Below are 19,096 nucleotides of genomic sequence, written 5' to 3' on the forward strand. Positions count from 1 at the left end.
TTTTCATCATTACAAATTCGGATCCGGTTAAATTCAACCTCTAAACTATTATAATTATAATAAATAACTACTATTTAACTAATTTTCATAATACAGAATTTCATCGGAACTTTGTCCTGTTAAAAGAACAACCAAAAACATAATACAATGAATCATCAGAATGAAATAGCTGTTTCTGACAAAACAGTCACCCAAAAGATAAAAAAAAGGCCTTCCTGCTGCGCTATGGGCATTAACGATCAGTGCATTTGGAATCGGAACTACAGAATTCGTTATCGTAGGTCTTTTACCAACAGTAGCAGGAGATTTAGGTATTTCCATTCCTTCAGCAGGCTTATTGGTAAGCTTGTATGCTATAGGAGTAGCCATAGGAGCTCCCGTTTTGACAGCTTTAACAGGTAAGGTACCCCGTAAAACGCTTTTGATCTCCATTATGATCCTATTCGTTATCGGAAATGGATTAGCTTCAATAGCCCCTGGATTTATTACATTAATTTTAGCCAGAATTTTAACAGGATTTGCTCACGGAGTCTACTTTTCTATCGGATCTACGATCGCAGCATCTTTAGTTCCTGAGGAAAAAAGAGCTACGGCAATATCGATTATGTTTGCAGGCCTCACTTTAGCCATTGTTACCGGTGTTCCACTTGGAACGTTTATCGGACAGCATTTTGGCTGGCGGGCAACTTTTATCGGAGTCGCTATTTTAGGAATTATCGGGTTATTGGCCAGTATGATTCTTGTGCCTGCCCATTTACAAAATGGAAAAACAGCTTCTTTACAACAACAGTTAAAAGTACTTACCAATAAACGTTTAATTTTTGCCTTTTTAATGACAGCTATGGGATATGGCGGAACCTTTGTCGTTTTCACTTATCTATCACCAATTCTGCAGGAAATTACAGGGCTGAAAGAATCTGTTGTAACGTTGATCTTACTGATTTATGGAATTGCTATTGCTCTGGGAAACCTTATCGGAGGAAGGTTAGCTAACAAAAATCCCCTGAAAGCATTATTATGGATGTTTATAGCACAAGGTCTGGTTTTATTTCTTTTTTACTTTACGGTTCACAGTCCGGTTTTAAGTATTATAACCTTATTCTTCCTCGGAGCATTATCTTTTGCCAGTGTTCCCGGATTACAGCTTTTAGTGGTTCAGATTGCAGAAAAGGAACTTCCGGGAACACAGGATGTGGCGTCAGGCATTAATATTGCCGCCTTTAATATCGGAATTGCGATAGGATCCTATTCAGGTGGGCTTATTGTAACATCATCTTTAGGAATTGGAAGTACACCATGGATCGGAGCTTTATTCCTTGTGATTACAGTAATGATTACATTATACAGCATTCGCCTTGGAAAAAAAACTGCTGAAATAATTGGTGGAAAAACGATTAACTGTTTATCCGTATAAAAAGACTCAACCCTTTTGGGATGAGTCTTTACACGCAACACCAAATCTAACTATGTTTTGAACAGTGTGAGAAAAAACCATCTGCACAGATTTTTTATATGCTTTTTAATAAATACATTTGCATCCGTTATTTCTAAAAATTATTACTCATGATAGCAATTAATTCTGAGCATACATATCCGTTAGAAGGCACCCTCTTTGTTTTCGCACTGGAATCTGAAGCCGCAGATCTTTTTAATGATACCCATAAACTGATCACCGGAATAGGAAAGGTGAATGCTGCCTCAGCACTCACCAGGGAAATCCATTCCAGAAAACCGAAGCTAATTGTTAATCTGGGTTCCGCAGGGAGCAAAACATTCGGTAAAGGAGAAATTGTTTGTTGCACAAAATTTATCCAGCGCGATATGGACGTAAGAGGTCTTGGGTTTAAAAAATATGAGACTCCGTTATCGGGAATTCCACCTGTCCTCGAATACGGATTGAAAATGGATGGAGTACAACAGGGGATATGCGGAAGTGGTGACAGCTTTGAAACGGATCATATAGAAACAGATTATAATGTAGTGGATATGGAAGCTTATCCTCTGGCATTGATTGCGATGAAGGAGGAAATTCCTTTTCTAAGTTTGAAATATATTTCGGATGATGCTGGCAGTGATGCTGCTGACGACTGGTCGGTACAGGTACATCTTGCTGCCGAGGCATTCAGGAAGTTGTTGTTTTAAATAACAGAAATTGCCTGTCAGAAAGGATTAATTTTAATTTAAAGTATTTTTTTTATTTATAAAATTATTTAATTTTGCAATATAGTAAATCAATTTACCACCAGTTCTTATGATCTGGTGTTTCTTATTTAAAACAGTTTTTGAAAACTGATATAGGAATATATTAATTTAGAAAGCGAATGAAATCAAAAAATAGCGCATCGATCCATATTCCAATGGGGGAAATGGATGTTTATATTGTATCGGACGGATATTTTGGAATAGGCAATCCACAACCTATTTTAGCTCCTGAAATTGAAGAAGAGAATGTACAGGATGCTTTAAAATCTTTACACTTACCCGGATCTGAATACGAGATGCCTATTACCACCCTTTTTATCAAGAGAGGAGACCGTCATATCCTTGTGGATACCGGCGAAGGGTATCATGATCCCGTAAACGCTGGCTGGCTTCAAAATAGCTTATCGGAAGCAGGATTCTCGCCGGAAGACGTTACGGACATCCTGATCACGCACGCACACAGGGACCATATCGGAGGAATCCTTTTTGAAGATGGCGGAAGAAGATATCCTAATGCAAAATATCACATACCGGCTCCGGAATATAACTTCTGGAACAGCGAAGCAAAAGATTTCTCCAAAAGCAAAATGACTGTTTATCCAACAGGAAAAATACAAACCGATATCCTTGGAGCGATTAAAAATGAGCTTACTATTTTTGAGCCCGGCGATGTATTATTCTCATGCATCAAAACAGAACTGGCACCCGGCCATACACCCGGGCATAGTATATTGCATATATTTTCCGGTGACCAATCTATCACACACCTCGTAGATGTTGTTCATTCTTCTTTGCTCATTGCTCATCCGGAGTGGGGCACCCAATGGGATGTTAATTTTGAAGAAGGAGTTGCTACCAGAAAACGGATTTTAGAAAGTTGTTCTGCCAACAATACTTTAGTGACCACCTGCCATCTTCCGTGGCCGGGGATAGGATATATCGGGAAAACCGAAAAAGGCTGGCAATGGATTCCGAAAGCACAATCAGATCCCTATTCAATAAGGATCTGAAGTATTTTTGGATAATACAATTAATTAAAACTCCAGAAGCTGGTATGGCAGAGGTCCAGAAACTCATCGGTGATTATCCGGTCATCTGCAGAATAAAACAGGAATTCCGTACAACCATGCACTTTAGCATCAATCAGCTGACCCGACAATGTGGTTTCATTTCTCCATTCGAGGGTAGCATTCAAGGAAACGGATATTTTTCCTTCGTGATCTGAAACAGCTCCTGAAATATTCTGAATTTCTATGGGATTATTTAAATGGGTATATAAATACTTCTTTACAATAGGCTCTAAAAAGCGAAGGGTCATCTCTTTGACGATTCCTACACCCGAAAAATTTCCTGATTTGATCCTTTCATACGAGACAAAATCATTTAAAGCATCGAGAACATCTGCTTTGTCCTGAAGCTTTACAATGTAGTAATCTTCAATTCTGTGAGCGGTCCATAGATTGCCGGTAACAATTTGTGAATTCATGATAGTTAGTTTTGCTTAAAATTAATAGAAAATTTTTCGGTTCACAATTTTTAATTCATTTTCTTTTTCCATATTTTTTATAACACGAATTACAGTTTCTACACGAAGCCCTGTTAAAGAAGCCAATTGTTGCCTGGTTAAAGAGATTTGAAAAGAATACGGGGTCTTATTTTCGTCATAGCTTTTAAGATAATCCATTAAGAGTTTTAATTTGGAAGCGGGATTTTGAACGGAAAGATTATACAACATAACATATTTGTAATACATCCGTTCTGCCATACACTGGTAAATATTGTTGGAAACTTCAGGATTTTCTTTCATTAAAATTAAAAAATCCGATTTAGAGAGTTTGAGGACTGTGGAGGGGGTAAGGGATTCCGCGTTCATGGGATAGGGCTTATCGACAAACAAAATGGATTCTCCAAAGCTATTCCCATCCGAAAAAATATTCTGAATGAATTCTTTTCCGTCTTCCGTATAATTATTGAGTTTTATTTTTCCTTTAATAATTTGGTAGTAATGTAGTGCAAGTTCTCCTTCCCGGAATATCGTGTCGCCTGATTTATAATTTTTAACTTCTGCTCCATAGGAAAGCAATAGATCTTCATTTATCATGGTAATATCAGCTTATAAGGTTAAAAATTAAATATGCTGGTAAGGTAGCCGCTACCTTTGTTTAGTAAAGAGAGACTAATTTTCGGTAATTTCCTAAAAATAACGTACCACATCAGTACCACGTATTTTATTTGTCGGTATGTGGAAACATGCTGCTATAACAAAATAGAAAAACATTGATCATGATCATAAAAAGTAATGAGTGAAGCGGTGTACATTTGAATTCTCATTTAAAAAATGCGGAATCTGGAAAAAACACTAAAAATAAATCTGACCGGCACTATAGAGAGACTCGCGTGGTATCTATGTGGTATTTTAATTTAACAAAAATTTAATCATTTTTTCTTTCTTTGTCTTTGTTAAAGCAAACTTTATTTTTAAAGGTATGAAGGAATTGTAAAAAATAGTTCAGTCTAAAAAATTAATGGTGTTCCTATTGTTTTCAATAACAATCAGAAGATTCTAAATGTATTAAAAATAATAGTGAGAAAGCGTATTAAACTCTGTAGCAGTGTAATAAAATGATAACGTTGCAGAAACTAGTAGAGATGAGAAAAATATTATGAAAAACGAAAAACCTGGATTTAATTTAGAAGATTTAAACGAAAAATTTTTTGCTCAAGACGAAATTATAGCATTAGCCAAAGAAAATTCTCCACGTCTATTGAATAAATTCAGATTAGTTTATCCCAATTTCTTTGAAAAAATATCCCTTATACAACCCGATTTAAAAAATTCGGAATTGATTTTTTGTGTTTATCTAAAACTGAATTTATCAACAAAAGAGATTGCAACCTATACTTTTGTAACGCCAAAAGCCATCCAGAACAGGAAAAACAGAATCAGAAAAAAGCTGTTCATTCCCTCTGAAACAGACATTTACAAGTGGTTTAATGATTTATAGGAGGATTTAGAACTGTATAGAAGTTTTATCAAGATCGTGATACAGTAATATATTCCAATGTTTTTCTTCGGCTTGCTTTTGCCAGTCTTGTCGTAATTCCATAGCTTTTCTGCCATCAAAATCGCTTTTATAAGCGAGATGATAGTGCAGATAGGATTCCTGTGGCAAATCGTCAGCACCATAAAAGGCCGTTTGCCCATCCTCAGTTATCCAGAAAACCTGCATAAAAGGAGTATGTCCTCCAACCACTTGGTAAGAAATTTCACTGGTAATGCTGCCTTTATCATCAGTCATCCAGACGATGTTTGGTAATTGAACAAGCTTATCCAAGGTCTCAAAATCAAACGATGGATTTCCTGTATTTTCACGTGCATATTCCAATTCACGCTTCTGGATATATAGGTCAGCATTGGGGAAAGTAGCCTCAAAGCCGGTTTCTAGGTGCCGGATTGCTCCTTCGATATGATCTTTATGTAAATGGGAGAGCAGGACTTTGGTAATCTGATGACGGCTGATATTTTCTTTCTCCAGAATGTCTAAAATAACCATTTTTCCTGTTTGATTTTTCCAGCCCAATCCGGTATCAAGCAGAATATAATCATTTTTAGTAATGATCAGAAAAGGTTGTACAGCCATTTTTATTCCTTGGGCAAGATCAATTTTCCCCGTGGTTAAAAGACTGAAGTCTTTGGTTGGGCTGGCTACAAAATTACCTTCTTTTAGTGGAATGATTTTCATGTTGCAAATTTCCTGAATATTTGTAAATATTGAAAACTTTATTTTCAATACAAACTATCGGTAAAACCAATGTTATTATCAAAAATGTCAATTTTTATTAACTCTGTATCCATCCCTTTTTATAATCTATTTGTAATTTTGCAATTAGTAATAAGCAACAGTAAATATGAGCTCGATAATACTCAATAAAGCATTTCCGGAAGACCTGGATATCCTGCAGATCCTCGGAAAAGAAACTTTTTCGGAAACCTTTGCAGCAAGCAATTCCAAAGAAGAAATGGATCTTTATCTTGAAAAAAGTTTTAATAAAGAAAAACTGACTGATGAATTGAATAATCCCGAATCTTATTTTTTTATTGCATGGGAAGAAGATAACCCGATCGGATATCTGAAACTGAATTCTGGAACTGCACAGACTGAGTTACAGGACCATTCGTCACTTGAAATTGAAAGAATCTATGTAAAGAGCAGCCATCACGGTAAAAAAGTGGGTCAGCTTCTTTATGAAAAAGCATTAAACACTGCCCAAGAGCTAAATAAGGCTTATATCTGGCTTGGCGTATGGGAAGAAAACCATAGGGCTGTTAGTTTTTATAAAAAGAACGGTTTTGAGGAATTTGACAAACATATTTTCCGTTTAGGCAATGAAGAACAGACAGATCTTATGATGAAGAAAACATTGAATAAATAATTTTAAATTTCATAGATCTCGGCATCGGTAAAAACAAAGAATTTTCCTCCTTTAGGAAGATTCTTCGTATCTAATCCGGTAAATTCACTGTAAGCCGGAAGAAGCAACTGTCCGGATGTTTTTACAAAACATGGAAGACGGATGTTTTTAACCGGAGAACTGATGACAAATCCCGGATGGATATGCCCTGTAATCTGGAACTTCGGATTCGAATTGTCGAAATCATGAATAAACAGGATATCTCCTAATTCAAGCACATCAGCTTTAAAATCAAGACATAATTTTTCATCCAGCACTTTGGAAATCCGGTCATGATTTCCTTCCACGAGATAGAATTTCAGATCCGGGTATTGATTTTTCCATGCACAGAATTCATCCACGTCAGAATTATTTCCGGCATGAAGCAGATCGCCTACCATGATAAATTTTTCAGGCTGAAAATAAGCAATCAGCACAGAAAGACGCTCCAGATCACTTTTCATTACATGGTTCGCCAAAGCAATTCCATTTTTTCTGAAATGAGCTGTTTTCCCAATGTGAAGATCGGATAAAATCAGTGCTTTCTCTTTTTTCCAAAATACAGCGCGCTGATTGGTTAAGGTGAAGATTTCAGATTGAATGGTTACGTTTTTTGTGGCGATGTTCATTTATTTGTTAGAGGTTAGAGGTTAGAGGTTAGAGGTTAGAGGTTAGAGGTTAGAGGCAAAGTTAAAGATTATTGAGTATTCCGGTCTTTTCTCTTTTCTCTTTTCTCTTTTTTCTTTGCGCTATTTACTCTCTTTTTCTATTTTCTTCCCTTAGTCGCCTGTTGTATCAGCTTTTGTATCCTCGTATCTAACCCTTCACTTGAAAGCGTCTGACGAAGACTGTCAACTTTAATAGGAAAGCTTAAAGGGGTAAAAGTATTGGAATATTTTAAAACAATCTTTGATTTTTCTATTCTCTTAAAAGCTTCCACGAGCCTTTGCTCCTGAAGCTGCATGTTGAAGACTTCCGTATAGGCCTGACGAACAAGGAAGTGATTGGGATCATAGTCTTCGAGTACTTTAAAAATAAGGCCTGCTGAGCTTTGCAAAGCTTTGTTCGATCTTTGTTGTCCCGGAAAATTCTGAATCACCATTCCGGAGATCACGGCAATATCCCTGAATTTTCGCCGGGCCATTTCAGCCGAATTAATACTCGATATTACATCAACCATAAGATTATCCCGGGTCAGGATCTTTTGCAGATTATCTTCATGTATCGGAATCTCCTTATCACTGAACAATTCAAATCCGTAATCGTTCATGGCCATTGAAAATGAAATGGGAGCCAGTTTTGAAATCCTGAAAGCGATCAGGGCTGCCATTACTTCGTGCACTAAACGTCCCTCGAAAGGGTACATAAACAAATGGTAACCTTCTCTGTTTTTAATAAGTTCTACCAGAAACTCATCTTCTCTCGGTATATGGGACCTTTTTTCCTGATTAACCAATAATGGATGTAAAAATTTCAGCTCTTTTTCCGAAGATGAAGGATTCAATGCACCGGAAAGTTTTTCCCTTAAGAAATGCCCTAGATTTGAACTTAAAGGTAACCTTCCTCCAAGATAGCTCGGAGCCAGAGCTTTTCCCTTTGCCAACCGTACATAAACGGTCATATCCTTCACCATTGCTACCTCAAGAACTCTTCCAGCCAAAATGAACTTCTCTTCTTTTTTAAGCTTTGAAATAAAATATTCCTCAACCATTCCGATATAGCCTCCGGAAATAAATTTCACTTTCAGCATGGCATCACTTACAATCGCTCCCATGTTCATTCTGTGCAGCATAGCTATTTTGCGGGAAGTAACTTTAAACAAACCATCTTCCATAATAACTACCTTATGAAACTCCTCATAACTTTTCAGAGCACTGCCGCCAATGGTAAGAAAATCTATTATAGCCTGCCATTCTTCATCCCTTATTTCCTGGAAAGTATAAATGTTTTTAATTCTCTGATAGGTTTCGTCAGGGTAGAAACCATCACCTACAGCTAAAGTCATCAGGAACTGAACCAATACGTCAAAACACAAAACCTGAGGTTCCCTGGGCTCTATAACTTTCTGTTTGACGGCTTCCTTCAATGCTGCCACCTCGATCAGCTCCAGGGAATGGGTAGGAACACAATATATTTTTGAAGTTTCAAAAGGGGAGTGTCCGCTTCTTCCTGCCCGTTGCAGAAATCTTGCGACTCCTTTTGCTGATCCTATCTGGATCACTGTATCAACAGGTTTAAAGTCGATACCTAAATCTAAAGATGAAGTAGAAACAACAGCCTTTAATTTGCCGTTACTTAAGTTTTCTTCAATCCAGATCCTTAAATGAGCATCTATGGAACTATGGTGAATGGCAATTTGCCCGGCAAAATCAGGATATGCATTTAAAAGCAGCTGATACCACATTTCGCTCTGGCTCCGGGTATTCGTAAAAACAATGGTAGATTTGGATTCCAGAATGATGGGAACAATTTTATCTGCCAGTTTAGCCCCGAGATGCCCAGCCCACGGTAAAATTTCAACTTCATCCGGAAAAACAGGAATGATATCGATCTTTTTATGTTGTTTGGCCGTGATCTTCACTTTTTTTTACATCATACGGTATCAGAACATCCATTGCTTCTTCAAGATTGCCTATTGTGGCGGTAATTCCCCAGATCTTTAGTGTTGGAGCGTATTTTCTGACCTGCGAAATTCCCAGTTCCACCATCACACCTCTTTTGGATCCCAGCAGCTCATGCCATTCATCTACAGCGATACAATGAAGATTCTGGAAAAACCTGACATGATTTTTCTGTCCCAGAAGCAGGTGTAAACTTTCCGGTGTTACGACAAGGATTTCAGGCATATTTTTTACCTGCTGCTGTCTGGTTTTAGGATCAGTGTCACCATTTCTGACACCTACTGTCCAATCCAACCCGATTTCATTGATAGCTTCTTCCATGGCTTTAGCAATATCTTTGGAAAGGGATCGGAGAGGAGTGATCCAGATCATTTTAAGTCCTTTTTTAAATTTCTCAGGATGATTAAGAAAATCTGTAATTAACGCCAAAAACACGGAATAGGTCTTACCAAATCCCGTAGGCGCAATAACCATTCCGCTGTATCCGTTTCCAAATTTCCACCAGGTATCCGTTTGGAATTTAAATGGGGTATTGCCTTTTTCAGCCATCCATTGCTGGATAACCTTAAATCCGTTGGTATGTTCAAAAGCACTCAAACTATTGTATCAGTTTTTTTTATTTCTTCGAGATCATCAATTTCATCGACCGTTTTGTCTTTCCGCCATCTTACGATTCTCGGAAAACGTAGAGCCACCCCGCTTTTATGCCTGCTGCTGAAACCTATTCCTTCAAAAGCAATTTCAAAAACAAGTTCCGCCTTTACAGTCCGGACAGGACCGAATTTTTCAATCGCATTCTTATTAACAAACCTGCTTACTTCCATGATCTCCTTATCCGTCAATCCTGAATAAGCCTTAGCAATTGTTACCAGTGAATCTCCATTTTTAACTGCAAAACTGTAGTCGGTATAGTAAGCACTTCGTCGGCCACTTCCTTTTTGAGCATAGATCAGCACTGCGTCAATGGTCATGGGATTGATCTTCCATTTCCACCAATCTCCTTTTTTCCGTCCTGAATGATACGGAGAGTTCTTTTGTTTAAGCATTAAACCCTCACTATTAATATCCCTTGAGCTTTCCCTGATCTGATCCAGTTCCTCCCATTTTTCAAAATCAACGATTGCTGACAGCTTTAATTTTTCGGGATTTTCATTCAGGAATAATTCTTCGAGCATTGCTCTTCTGGCTGAGATAGGTTTTTCGCGCAGATCATTTCCTTCAAGCTCAATAAGATCATAGGCAAATACTTCGATAGGAACATCAGTAAGCATTTTTTTGGTGACATTTTTACGGTTTAACCTTTTCTGTAATTCATTAAAGTTTAAAACTTTATCATCCCTTACCGCAAGTATTTCTCCATCTATGACAAAATTCCCCTGCACGGCCTTTACAGACTCTGCAATTTCAGGAAACTGTTCTGTTACCAACTCTTCACCCCGGGACCAGATGAATACTTCATCATTTCTCCTGATGATCTGCCCGCGGATTCCATCCCACTTGTATTCGACGAGCCATTCATCCGGATCTCCCAATTCCGAAAGCTCTTTCTCCAAAGGATAGGCAAGACAAAATGGATAAGGACGTGAATTATCTGTATTTACTTTTTCGGCGGAGATCAGTTCCTGGAAAGAAACTTCACCGGGATTCCATTTCCCCATCATACTGTGCATTAGTGCACTGGCTTCCTGTCCGGAATACTTTGTAAGCGCATTAATCAGTGTTTTATCCGATACGCCGATCCTGAAGCTTCCGCCCAGTAATTTATTGAATATTAATCGTTCCGTATAATCCAGCCCATTCCACGATTGTAAGACAAACTCTTTTTTCTCAGCTTCTGTCTTTTCTTTTAAGTTCACAATATCATTCATCCACTGTGAAAGACTTCGTTCTATTTTTTCGGTAGGTTGCGGAAGAATCAGAGAAAGTGTTTCTCCAAGATCCCCGACAGAAGAGTAGCTTTCCTGAAAAAGCCAGAAAGGCAGCTTTGTAATCTCCAAAGCCCATTCTTTCATATAGTTTGTATTGACATTCCTTTTGGGTCTTTTGCCTGTAAATAAGGCAATAAACCATACTTTATCTTCATCAGGAGCACGCTCAAGATAATCAATGATCGCATCAATTTTGGCATTGGTTTTATTGGTGCTTTCCAAAGCGTTGATCAGTTCTGCAAAATGTCTCATGATTCGGGGTTTTCAATGATTTCTTTTTCAGCCTCTTCTTCATCGTCGCCAAATTGGGTGGCTACCACATCCGCCTTAATTCCTATTTCATTTAAGTATTTTGAAAAAACTTCAGTCTGGCCATGGGTTACATGTACTATTTCAGCTTCGGTAGCTTTTACAGCTTGTAACAATCCACCCCAATCCGCATGGTCACTCATTGCAAACCCTGCATCAGCACTCCGCCATCTTCTGGCCCCGCGAACCTGCATCCAGCCGGAGCAAATTGCCGTAGCGGCATCCGGTATTTTGCGGATAATATTGGTATCCAGTAAAGCAGGCGGAACAATGACAATTTCACCCTGCAGGTGTTTTATGCTTTCTCTGAAATCCGGGATTTCATACTCAGGCAGGACGATTCCGGCACTTTCAAACGCTTCGTTAAGCTTTCCGATAGAGTAGTGGACATGTATCTTACCCAGGCCCTCTACAGCTTTCATGATACGCTGAGCTTTTCCAAGAGAATATCCTACAAAAACTGAAGTCTTGGAATTTTCCTTATTTCTCAACACCCAGTTCTGAAGCTTTTTATTAAGATCTTCAATATCCAGCCAATTATAGATGGGAAGTCCGAAGGTACTTTCAGTAACAAATTCATTACACCTTACCAATTCAAAGGGTGTACTTAATCCATCATCCTGAACCTTATAATCTCCGGAAATCACACTTACATATCCTTTATATTCTAACCGGACCTGGGCAGAACCGATTATATGTCCGGCAGGATGAAGGGAAACTTTTACTCCATTGATCGTGGTAACTTCTCCATATCCTACACTCTGACATTCGATATCGGGACCAATTCTCTGGTATAAAATAGGTTTTGTAAAATCATGGCAAAAATACTTCTTCATTCCCCAACGGGCATGATCAGCATGGCCATGCGTTATAACCGCAAGATCTACAGGACGCCACGGATCTATGTAAAACTGACCCTGGGGGCAGTATATTCCTTTTTTTGTGAATGTAATTAGTTTCAAATGAGGTATATTTTGTTATCGATAAAAGATATAATGCTTTTATAGCGATTTGGTTTAATTTATCATTCAAAAAGCTGACCAATTATCATTAAATCATGAAAAATAATCATTTTTCAGCGTGAACTTCCCAGCAATAAAACATTGGACTTTTCACCAATAAACAAAGACTGTATAAATCTGAAATTTGTCTTATGACTAACCCATAAAAAGTACAAAATGAGTAAGACGATTTTAATTACAGGAGCAGCAAGCGGATTTGGAAAAATAGCCGCTTTCGATTTAGCAAGAAAAGGACACCATGTAATTGCTACAACACAGGTATACCCCCAGATGAGCGACATGATCCGTGAAGCCAAAGAGCAAGGGGTAGAAATGACTGTTGATAAACTGGATGTTACCAATTCAAGAGATATCGCTTATATCTTAAAAAAATATGATATTGATATTTTAATAAGCAACGCCGGTATTATGGAAGGCGGACCTATTGCTGAACAGCCTTTGGATCTTATCCGTTCAATGTTTGAGGTGAATGTATTCGGGGCTTTGGAACTCGCTCAGGGATTCATTAAAAAATTCGTTCAAAAGAAAAGCGGAAAAATAGTATTTACCTCTTCTATGGGTGGTTTGTGGACGGTTCCGTACGTGGCAGCATACTGCGCATCAAAACATGCTCTGGAAGCTATAGCTGAGGGCTTAAAGACAGAACTGGCTCCTTTTAACATCAAAATTGCGACATGCAATCCGGGAGTATTCGGAACCGGTTTTAACGACAGGGGAGTGGATTCCATAAGACATTGGTATGATCCTAAAGAAAACTTCACTCCGGAATCTGCTTTTGCAGGAGCTGAAGAATCGTTAGCCCATCAACTGGATCCTCAATCTATGGCAGATGTTATTGTAAATGTTACGTTGGATGACCATAGCAACTTCAGAAATTTACATCCAAAGGAAACCGAGGATTTTGTAAAACAATTACAAACAGAAGCCTGGAGCGCAAAGAGCTAAAAACACATTTACTTATAGAATGCATGAATATTATTGTTCATGCATTCATTCTCCCATTTAAATTTAAACGACATGAATATTACTTATCACGAAGCAACAAAAGCGTTAAACGAATCAATTAAAAAAGCAGAAACACTTGGTATTCCCGTAAGCATCGCCGTTGTAGATACCGGAGGACATCTGGTTTCTTTTGCCCGCTTAGATAGTGTATACGGAGTGATAGATTTTGCTATAAAAAAAGCAAGAACGGCCGTTATGTTCGGAGTAGACACGGAGGTAATGGGAACCATCATTGCTGGCACAGACATTCACGGATATGGCATGCTGAATTCAAACGGCGGTCTCCTTACAATTGCAGGCGGCGTAGTCATCAGGAATGAAAAAGGGAATATAATAGGTGCTATCGCGTCTTCGGGAGGTACTGTGGAGCAGGATAGAGAAATAGCACTTGAAGGAGCCTCTTCTATTTTTTAAATTTTGCATATTTGTATAATGGCTGAACAATCTGAAATATTATTTAATCAACTGGTGTATTCCTGTGCATTTGAAAAACACAGGGGACATGAGGAATTTATTCCTGATCATTTCCTTGGTTTTCAGCTGTCTGGTGAAACCCACGCTTTCCATGATCAGGGGAAAACCGTTATAAAGGAAAATACAGTGGTTCTGGTGAGAAAAAACCAGCTGATCAGGACCATAAAGTATCCTGCCAAAAGTGCAAAATACCAATTTATTTCTATAACACTGGATAAAGAAACTTTACGGCAATATGCCGCTGAAAATAAAGTAGTAACGGACGAAGTATTCCATAATAACAAGAAAATATTCTTTGAATCGGATGCATTCTTTTCGAACTATTTTATTTCGCTAACTCCTTACATCGATAAAACAAAAACAATTAGCTCCAATCTTGCTTCCTTAAAAGTGAAAGAAGCTATTGAGCTTATTTTACAGAGTAATCCTGATTTTAAAAATCTGCTTTTTGATTTTTCCGATCCCCATAAAACGGACCTGAAGGAATTTATGAATAAGAATTTCATCTTTAATCTTTCTATAGATGCCTTTGCAAAGCTTACAGGGCGTAGTCTTTCAGGCTTCAAGCGTGATTTTCAGAAGACATTCAATATGCCTCCTAAAAAATGGCTTAAGGAAAAAAGGTTGCAGGAAGCGTATTATCTTATCAAACATAAAAATAAAAAACCGGCTGACATCTATCTGGATCTTGGATTTGAAAACCTGTCCCATTTCTATTATTCATTTAAAGAAAAATATGGTCTTACTACTTCTGAAATTTCACCACAATCAGTATCCTGATGTATTAATTATGATGAATTATATTCAGCAACTTCATTATTGGGCAAAAGGGGATCTGCTTCAGGCTAAAATCATGTTGGCCTGGGCCTTTATTTTTTGTATACCGCTCATCTGCTATTGTTTTAAAATCAATAAAATCTTTTATAAAGGTCTCATTATTCCATTAATTTTACTGGTCATCATGCTTTTAGGGTATGGCAGCTATTTATTGATCACAAAAGACAAAGAGGTTCGCAAAATAGAACAGCAATATTTAGAAAATCAAAAGAGAATTATTAGTAAAGAGCATTCCAAAGGAAAAGCCAACAGTAAAAGTTATGTCGTTTTTAAAACAATCTGGAGTTCATTGCTGCTGGTTTCCATTATAATCTACCTTCTGGCAAGCGGTATGTATATAAAAGGTTTTTCAGCAGGGTGTATTATTCTGTTTTTAACTTTATCGATTACAGATACCTTATTTCATGCCAGGCTGAATGTTTATCTTTCTTTTTTACAAGAACTTAGCAAGTAAAAGGTAAACATAGAAACAATCTTTTATGAAAAAAACTTTCTGAATTCCAATGGGGATTGGGCTGTCTTCTGTTTAAAAAGTTTACTGAAAGATTGCGGATGCTCAAAACCCAATTCATAGGCAATTTCGCTAACGGACAGACTGGTTGTGCTTAGCCGTTCCTTTGCATAGTCGATGAGCCTGTTCTGAATATGGTTCTGCGTGCTTTGCTGAGTGTGAATACGCAACAGACTTCCCAGATAATTAGGAGAAATATTCATTTCTTCAGCAATAGCTTTCACTGTAGGCAAACCATTGCTAATGATCCGTTCATGATCAAAGAATTTAGAAATTGTTTGTTCAAAACGTTCTATGACTTCATGATTGGATTTTTTCCTGGTCAGGAACTGTCTTTCATAAAAACGCTCGGAATATATGAGAAGCAGTTCTATCTGTGCAATGATCAGGTCCTGGGTAAATTTATCGATATTAGAACGGTATTCTCTTTCTATATTCAGCAGAATTTCTACAATAGCTTTTTCCTCTTTGTCTGAAAGAAATAAAGCTTCATTCACTGCATACTGGAAAAAATCATAAGATTTGATCTTTTTGGCAAGCGACGTATTCCACAGAAAATCGGGATGGATCAGAAGTATCCAGCCTGTAGGTTCCACTTTAGCATTCTGATTGATCTCCACCTTTAAAAACTGTAAAGGAGAAACAAATGATAAAACCCCGGAATCAAAATCATACTCCTGCTGTCCGTAGTTAAATTTAGCATTAACATTCCGCTTTAAACCAATAGAATAAAAATTCTGAATCCATTTCATTTCATCATCCTTCACAGGGTAAGAAACCCTGCTATAATCAATCAGACTGATCAGCGGATGTTCAGGTCCTTCAAGATTACAAAAATGATGAAACTCGGAAATCGAATTAAAGCGAAATGTCTTTTCCATATCTTATACTATGATGCTAAATTAGTGAATCAATTTTCTTTGTACAAAATCATACCTCCATGATATAATATCCCTTCTTTAAACTCTCCGTCAGCTGTAAATCCTGTGTCATCTTTATAATCAATATGATTACCGGAAACGATATAACTTCCCTGATAAGCACTTTCTCTTGAGCCACGTGCTTCATCATACCGGTTGCCCGGCAGCAATTCATGACGGACGTACCCATCCTCTGTTACCCACATTCCGATGTATTCTTTTGTTTCTTCGATGGTCTTATTCATTTTTATTATGAAAGTTCTGTGTATGCGGTAGACAATGTGTAATTTTTCCACTGTTCCGCATCTTGGTTAATCATATTTATTTTATTTTTAAGTATATCATAGGCATCATTTCCCAGCAATAAATGCACTGGTGGCTGAGCCTCCTTACTTATGGCAATAAGCACTTCAGCAGCCTTCTCCGGATCGTTGGCCTGGTTTCCATTAATTGTATCAAGGTGTAATTGCTCAGATTCACGGGCTGCTTCGTATGCTTTAATGGTATTTTTAGGTGTCCTTACAGAACCTTTAGCAAGAAAATCTGTGCGGAAATAGCCCGGATAAACTACTGTAGCTTTTACGCCGAAAGCTTTAGCTTCTTCAGCAAGCGCTTCAGTGAATCCTGCAACAGCAAATTTAGTAGAACAATAAATTCCCCAACCCGGAAAACTTCCAAATAAACCTCCTACAGAAGCAATGTTAAATATATTTCCGGAACCCTGATTCCGTAAATAAGGCATAACATTTCTGATTACATTTAAGGAGCCAAATACGTTCACATCAAAATTTTCTCTGGCTTCTTCGTCCGATAATTCTTCCAGAGTACCTATCTGGCCATATCCTGCATTATTGACAATAACATCCAATTGTCCGAAATGTGCAATGCTTTTTTCCACAGCCTCTTTTACGCTGGAATCATCTTGTAAATTAACTTCCAATGGTAAAAATGCATCAGAGGCATCACCTATTTCTTTAACCAAAGATTCGGCATTCCGGCTTGTCGCTACAACGCGGTATCCTTCACTTAATAATTTTCTTACCAGACTAAGCCCCAAACCTTTTGAAGCGCCTGTAACAAACCATACTTTTTTTGTTTCCATTTTTTTAATTTTTTGATCTTAATTGATGATACAAAGATCATAAGGAAATCAAAATTTAAGATAACCCGATCAACTAAAAATGTAATCAAATCGTGAATGGTAATTTTTATTGATTTAGATTCTCCGTTTCGTTCTGAAATCGAAGATGATACGTAGCTGATAACGACTGAGTATGGTTTTTCAAGGATTGTCCTTTCCAATAATTTGAGAAATATCTTATTATTTCTAATTGGATTTAACAGAAAAGATCAATATTTAAACAATTGAAAAACTATGTTTTTGCATCGATGTATTTATTTTTATTCTCATTAATTGTATCCAGAATAATAACAAAAGGTTCTGAGAACGATTGTTGTGGCAAATAAAGATTAACCTGTTTTTTGGCTATTTCTTTAACAGTGATGGGAACATCAGGTTTTTCTAAGAATGAAGCTTTACTAATTGTTATGCCTTCCAGAGTTTGAATTTTTAGAATTCCTGAAATGGGAATATTAAAAACAACAGCATACAGTTTTCCGGTTGTTTCATTTTGTGTAAAATATCCCCAGTCCTGTCGTGGCCAGCCTTTTGCATGTCCGGCATTGTATATGGCAGCACTGTTTATTTTCATCCAGTTTCCAATATGTTCAGCTATTTGTTGTTCTTCTATTCGTATCGTTCCGTCTGGTTTTGGTCCGAAATTCAAAAGAAAATTTCCGCCTAATGAAGTGGTTTGCACCAACATTTCAATAAGCTCAAGGGGCGTTTTAGTATAGCTTATATCCCATTTTTTATGATATCCCCATTGATTTTCGGGAATGGTCATACAAGCCTCCCAATCGCGGTGAATAACCTGAGTATCTGTAGGAGAGGGTAGTCTTCGTTCGTATCCTGATTCATAATCCCCCATCATCTTTCCATTGGAATCAAAATGACGTGCTCCATAGTCATCAGCCCTTAATCGACTGTTTACTACAACCCCCGGACGAATGGATTTGAGCATTTGTTCTACCTGTAATGTCCACCATCCATTTTTCTTTATGGATTGATCCCAGGTTCCATCAAACCAAAATCCTTTTACACTCGGATAATTCTCTGCAAGTTCTTTGAGCTGGTTTTGTGCAAAAGTAAGATACCTCGAAAATGCGATACTATCTTCTTTGGTTTTAATATCGTATCTCCAGTCAGGATGGTGCCAGTCTAAGACGGAATAATAGAAATTAACGTCAATCCCTTCTGAATTGTAGGCATCCACTAATGCTTTGATAATATCTTTTTTATACGGAGTGTTTCCAATATTAAACTTGGTATATTGGGTTGGCCATAAACAAAAGCCTTCATGATGTTTTGTGGTAATAGTCATATATTTAACACCCATTTTCTTTGCCATCTTTGCCCAGGTTTTCGGGTCAAATTTTACGGGATTAAATTGATATTGTAGTGAATCCCAGGTCGAATTAGGAATATGGGCACTTGATTTCAGGAACTCTGCAGCATAGGTATATGTTTTACCTTTCCATTCTCCTCCGGGAATAGCATACAGACCCCAATGAATAAATTGCCCAAAACGATTGCTCCGCCATTTTTGCATAGCTGCATCTGTCCGTTTGCCTTCATATTGTGCTCCGTACTTAAGCAACTTCTTTTCATGATTTTGTCCTATTAATGAAAGAGATCCTATTAAAAAAAAGATCAATAGATATTGTTTAGGTAATTGCATCTCATTAGTTTTTT

21 protein-coding genes are annotated in these 19,096 nt (G+C 37.5%); 9 read left to right on the top strand and 12 right to left on the bottom strand.

Translation table 11 applies throughout. The features are described from left to right. Positions 1 to 274 precede the first annotated feature (274 nt). The 3 genes from ACJ5H0_RS02495 to ACJ5H0_RS02505 all read left to right on the top strand — a co-directional run bounded on the left by ACJ5H0_RS02495 (position 275) and on the right by ACJ5H0_RS02505 (position 3,212). Positions 275 to 1,414, top strand: a complete 1,140-nt coding sequence (locus ACJ5H0_RS02495; protein ID WP_458796237.1) for an MFS transporter — start codon at positions 275 to 277, stop codon at positions 1,412 to 1,414. Between the two features lie 149 nt (positions 1,415 to 1,563). Beyond that, positions 1,564 to 2,142 carry a 5'-methylthioadenosine/S-adenosylhomocysteine nucleosidase family protein gene (locus ACJ5H0_RS02500; protein ID WP_273647974.1) on the top strand — a complete coding sequence of 193 codons (579 nt, stop codon included), beginning with the start codon at positions 1,564 to 1,566 and terminating at the stop codon, positions 2,140 to 2,142. Between the two features lie 179 nt (positions 2,143 to 2,321). Then, a complete protein-coding gene (locus ACJ5H0_RS02505; protein ID WP_411246981.1) occupies positions 2,322 to 3,212 on the top strand; it encodes an MBL fold metallo-hydrolase in 891 nt (296 codons plus the stop codon). 20 nt (positions 3,213 to 3,232) lie between these two features. Here the strand turns inward: ACJ5H0_RS02505 and ACJ5H0_RS02510 are convergent, their stop codons facing one another. Further along, the gene (locus ACJ5H0_RS02510) at positions 3,233 to 3,688 is read right to left on the bottom strand and encodes a PCC domain-containing protein (protein ID WP_172282837.1); all 456 of its coding nucleotides are present in this window, start codon (positions 3,686 to 3,688) and stop codon (positions 3,233 to 3,235) included. Positions 3,689 to 3,709: 21 nt separating this feature from the next. Continuing rightward, positions 3,710 to 4,303, bottom strand: coding sequence for a Crp/Fnr family transcriptional regulator (locus ACJ5H0_RS02515; protein WP_411246982.1), 594 nt, complete (start codon positions 4,301 to 4,303; stop codon positions 3,710 to 3,712). A gap of 562 nt (positions 4,304 to 4,865) precedes the next feature. Here ACJ5H0_RS02515 and ACJ5H0_RS02520 point away from each other — a divergent pair. Then, entirely contained in the window at positions 4,866 to 5,207 is a 342-nt protein-coding gene (locus ACJ5H0_RS02520; protein WP_172282833.1) for a helix-turn-helix transcriptional regulator, read from the top strand. Between the two features lie 6 nt (positions 5,208 to 5,213). Here the strand turns inward: ACJ5H0_RS02520 and ACJ5H0_RS02525 are convergent, their stop codons facing one another. Further along, on the bottom strand, positions 5,214 to 5,945 hold the full coding sequence (locus ACJ5H0_RS02525) for an MBL fold metallo-hydrolase (RefSeq protein ID WP_411246983.1): 732 nt from the start codon (positions 5,943 to 5,945) through the stop codon (positions 5,214 to 5,216). A gap of 166 nt (positions 5,946 to 6,111) precedes the next feature. Between ACJ5H0_RS02525 and ACJ5H0_RS02530 the strand changes: the two genes are divergently transcribed. Continuing rightward, the gene (locus ACJ5H0_RS02530) at positions 6,112 to 6,636 is read left to right on the top strand and encodes a GNAT family N-acetyltransferase (RefSeq protein WP_411246984.1); all 525 of its coding nucleotides are present in this window, start codon (positions 6,112 to 6,114) and stop codon (positions 6,634 to 6,636) included. Between the two features lie 2 nt (positions 6,637 to 6,638). On the opposite strand, the gene pdeM is transcribed toward ACJ5H0_RS02530, so the two are convergent. From pdeM to ACJ5H0_RS02555, 5 genes are all read right to left on the bottom strand, one after another. Then, positions 6,639 to 7,283: a ligase-associated DNA damage response endonuclease PdeM gene (gene pdeM / locus ACJ5H0_RS02535; RefSeq protein ID WP_172282827.1), complete on the bottom strand. Its 645-nt coding sequence runs from the start codon at positions 7,281 to 7,283 to the stop codon at positions 6,639 to 6,641. 137 nt (positions 7,284 to 7,420) lie between these two features. Continuing rightward, a complete protein-coding gene (locus ACJ5H0_RS02540) occupies positions 7,421 to 9,235 on the bottom strand; it encodes a helicase-related protein (RefSeq protein WP_411246985.1) in 1,815 nt (604 codons plus the stop codon). Then, positions 9,210 to 9,872 carry a DEAD/DEAH box helicase gene (locus ACJ5H0_RS02545; protein WP_411246986.1) on the bottom strand — a complete coding sequence of 221 codons (663 nt, stop codon included), beginning with the start codon at positions 9,870 to 9,872 and terminating at the stop codon, positions 9,210 to 9,212. Before ACJ5H0_RS02545 ends, ACJ5H0_RS02540 begins: the two co-directional genes overlap by 26 nt. Further along, on the bottom strand, positions 9,869 to 11,455 hold the full coding sequence (locus ACJ5H0_RS02550) for an ATP-dependent DNA ligase (RefSeq protein ID WP_411246987.1): 1,587 nt from the start codon (positions 11,453 to 11,455) through the stop codon (positions 9,869 to 9,871). Before ACJ5H0_RS02550 ends, ACJ5H0_RS02545 begins: the two co-directional genes overlap by 4 nt. After that, positions 11,452 to 12,474 (bottom strand): ligase-associated DNA damage response exonuclease, encoded by a 1,023-nt coding sequence (locus ACJ5H0_RS02555; protein WP_345988514.1) that lies wholly within the window; start codon positions 12,472 to 12,474, stop codon positions 11,452 to 11,454. Before ACJ5H0_RS02555 ends, ACJ5H0_RS02550 begins: the two co-directional genes overlap by 4 nt. Positions 12,475 to 12,690: 216 nt before the next feature. Here ACJ5H0_RS02555 and ACJ5H0_RS02560 point away from each other — a divergent pair, with 216 nt between their 5' ends. From ACJ5H0_RS02560 to ACJ5H0_RS02575, 4 genes are all read left to right on the top strand, one after another. Beyond that, positions 12,691 to 13,479, top strand: coding sequence for an SDR family oxidoreductase (locus ACJ5H0_RS02560; protein WP_273647981.1), 789 nt, complete (start codon positions 12,691 to 12,693; stop codon positions 13,477 to 13,479). A gap of 72 nt (positions 13,480 to 13,551) precedes the next feature. Next, the gene (locus tag ACJ5H0_RS02565; protein ID WP_411246988.1) at positions 13,552 to 13,953 is read left to right on the top strand and encodes a GlcG/HbpS family heme-binding protein; all 402 of its coding nucleotides are present in this window, start codon (positions 13,552 to 13,554) and stop codon (positions 13,951 to 13,953) included. An 18-nt stretch (positions 13,954 to 13,971) separates the two neighbouring features. Further along, the gene (locus tag ACJ5H0_RS02570) at positions 13,972 to 14,793 is read left to right on the top strand and encodes a helix-turn-helix domain-containing protein (protein WP_411246989.1); all 822 of its coding nucleotides are present in this window, start codon (positions 13,972 to 13,974) and stop codon (positions 14,791 to 14,793) included. Then, positions 14,750 to 15,304: a hypothetical protein gene (locus tag ACJ5H0_RS02575; protein WP_411246990.1), complete on the top strand. Its 555-nt coding sequence runs from the start codon at positions 14,750 to 14,752 to the stop codon at positions 15,302 to 15,304. Before ACJ5H0_RS02570 ends, ACJ5H0_RS02575 begins: the two co-directional genes overlap by 44 nt. 23 nt (positions 15,305 to 15,327) lie before the next feature. Here the strand turns inward: ACJ5H0_RS02575 and ACJ5H0_RS02580 are convergent, their stop codons facing one another. From ACJ5H0_RS02580 to ACJ5H0_RS02595, 4 genes are all read right to left on the bottom strand, one after another. Next, positions 15,328 to 16,242, bottom strand: coding sequence for a helix-turn-helix domain-containing protein (locus ACJ5H0_RS02580; protein WP_411246991.1), 915 nt, complete (start codon positions 16,240 to 16,242; stop codon positions 15,328 to 15,330). A gap of 29 nt (positions 16,243 to 16,271) precedes the next feature. After that, complete coding sequence (locus ACJ5H0_RS02585) at positions 16,272 to 16,526, bottom strand: Atu4866 domain-containing protein (protein ID WP_411246992.1); 255 nt, start codon at positions 16,524 to 16,526, stop codon at positions 16,272 to 16,274. Positions 16,527 to 16,531: 5 nt separating this feature from the next. Further along, entirely contained in the window at positions 16,532 to 17,383 is an 852-nt protein-coding gene (locus ACJ5H0_RS02590) for an SDR family NAD(P)-dependent oxidoreductase (protein ID WP_172282811.1), read from the bottom strand. Between the two features lie 271 nt (positions 17,384 to 17,654). Next, a complete protein-coding gene (locus tag ACJ5H0_RS02595; RefSeq protein ID WP_411246993.1) occupies positions 17,655 to 19,082 on the bottom strand; it encodes an alpha-L-fucosidase in 1,428 nt (475 codons plus the stop codon). Positions 19,083 to 19,096: the final 14 nt, after the last annotated feature.

Origin of the sequence: Chryseobacterium proteolyticum (assembly GCF_046591535.1) — a bacterium.
GTDB classification, from domain to species: domain Bacteria; phylum Bacteroidota; class Bacteroidia; order Flavobacteriales; family Weeksellaceae; genus Chryseobacterium; species Chryseobacterium proteolyticum.

Excerpts from the sequence above, each read along its gene's own strand:
- ACJ5H0_RS02500 (WP_273647974.1), top strand. The coding sequence starts at position 1,564 with ATGATAGCAATTAATTCTGAGCATACATATCCGTTAGAAGGCACCCTC.
- ACJ5H0_RS02505 (WP_411246981.1), top strand. The coding sequence starts at position 2,322 with ATGAAATCAAAAAATAGCGCATCGATCCATATTCCAATGGGGGAAATG.
- ACJ5H0_RS02510 (WP_172282837.1), bottom strand. The coding sequence starts at position 3,688 with ATGAATTCACAAATTGTTACCGGCAATCTATGGACCGCTCACAGAATT.
- ACJ5H0_RS02515 (WP_411246982.1), bottom strand. The coding sequence starts at position 4,303 with ATGATAAATGAAGATCTATTGCTTTCCTATGGAGCAGAAGTTAAAAAT.
- ACJ5H0_RS02520 (WP_172282833.1), top strand. The coding sequence starts at position 4,866 with ATGAAAAACGAAAAACCTGGATTTAATTTAGAAGATTTAAACGAAAAA.
- ACJ5H0_RS02525 (WP_411246983.1), bottom strand. The coding sequence starts at position 5,945 with ATGAAAATCATTCCACTAAAAGAAGGTAATTTTGTAGCCAGCCCAACC.
- ACJ5H0_RS02530 (WP_411246984.1), top strand. The coding sequence starts at position 6,112 with ATGAGCTCGATAATACTCAATAAAGCATTTCCGGAAGACCTGGATATC.
- pdeM (WP_172282827.1), bottom strand. The coding sequence starts at position 7,283 with ATGAACATCGCCACAAAAAACGTAACCATTCAATCTGAAATCTTCACC.
- ACJ5H0_RS02550 (WP_411246987.1), bottom strand. The coding sequence starts at position 11,455 with ATGAGACATTTTGCAGAACTGATCAACGCTTTGGAAAGCACCAATAAA.
- ACJ5H0_RS02560 (WP_273647981.1), top strand. The coding sequence starts at position 12,691 with ATGAGTAAGACGATTTTAATTACAGGAGCAGCAAGCGGATTTGGAAAA.
- ACJ5H0_RS02565 (WP_411246988.1), top strand. The coding sequence starts at position 13,552 with ATGAATATTACTTATCACGAAGCAACAAAAGCGTTAAACGAATCAATT.
- ACJ5H0_RS02570 (WP_411246989.1), top strand. The coding sequence starts at position 13,972 with ATGGCTGAACAATCTGAAATATTATTTAATCAACTGGTGTATTCCTGT.
- ACJ5H0_RS02575 (WP_411246990.1), top strand. The coding sequence starts at position 14,750 with ATGGTCTTACTACTTCTGAAATTTCACCACAATCAGTATCCTGATGTA.
- ACJ5H0_RS02580 (WP_411246991.1), bottom strand. The coding sequence starts at position 16,242 with ATGGAAAAGACATTTCGCTTTAATTCGATTTCCGAGTTTCATCATTTT.
- ACJ5H0_RS02585 (WP_411246992.1), bottom strand. The coding sequence starts at position 16,526 with ATGAATAAGACCATCGAAGAAACAAAAGAATACATCGGAATGTGGGTA.
- ACJ5H0_RS02590 (WP_172282811.1), bottom strand. The coding sequence starts at position 17,383 with ATGGAAACAAAAAAAGTATGGTTTGTTACAGGCGCTTCAAAAGGTTTG.
- ACJ5H0_RS02595 (WP_411246993.1), bottom strand. The coding sequence starts at position 19,082 with ATGCAATTACCTAAACAATATCTATTGATCTTTTTTTTAATAGGATCT.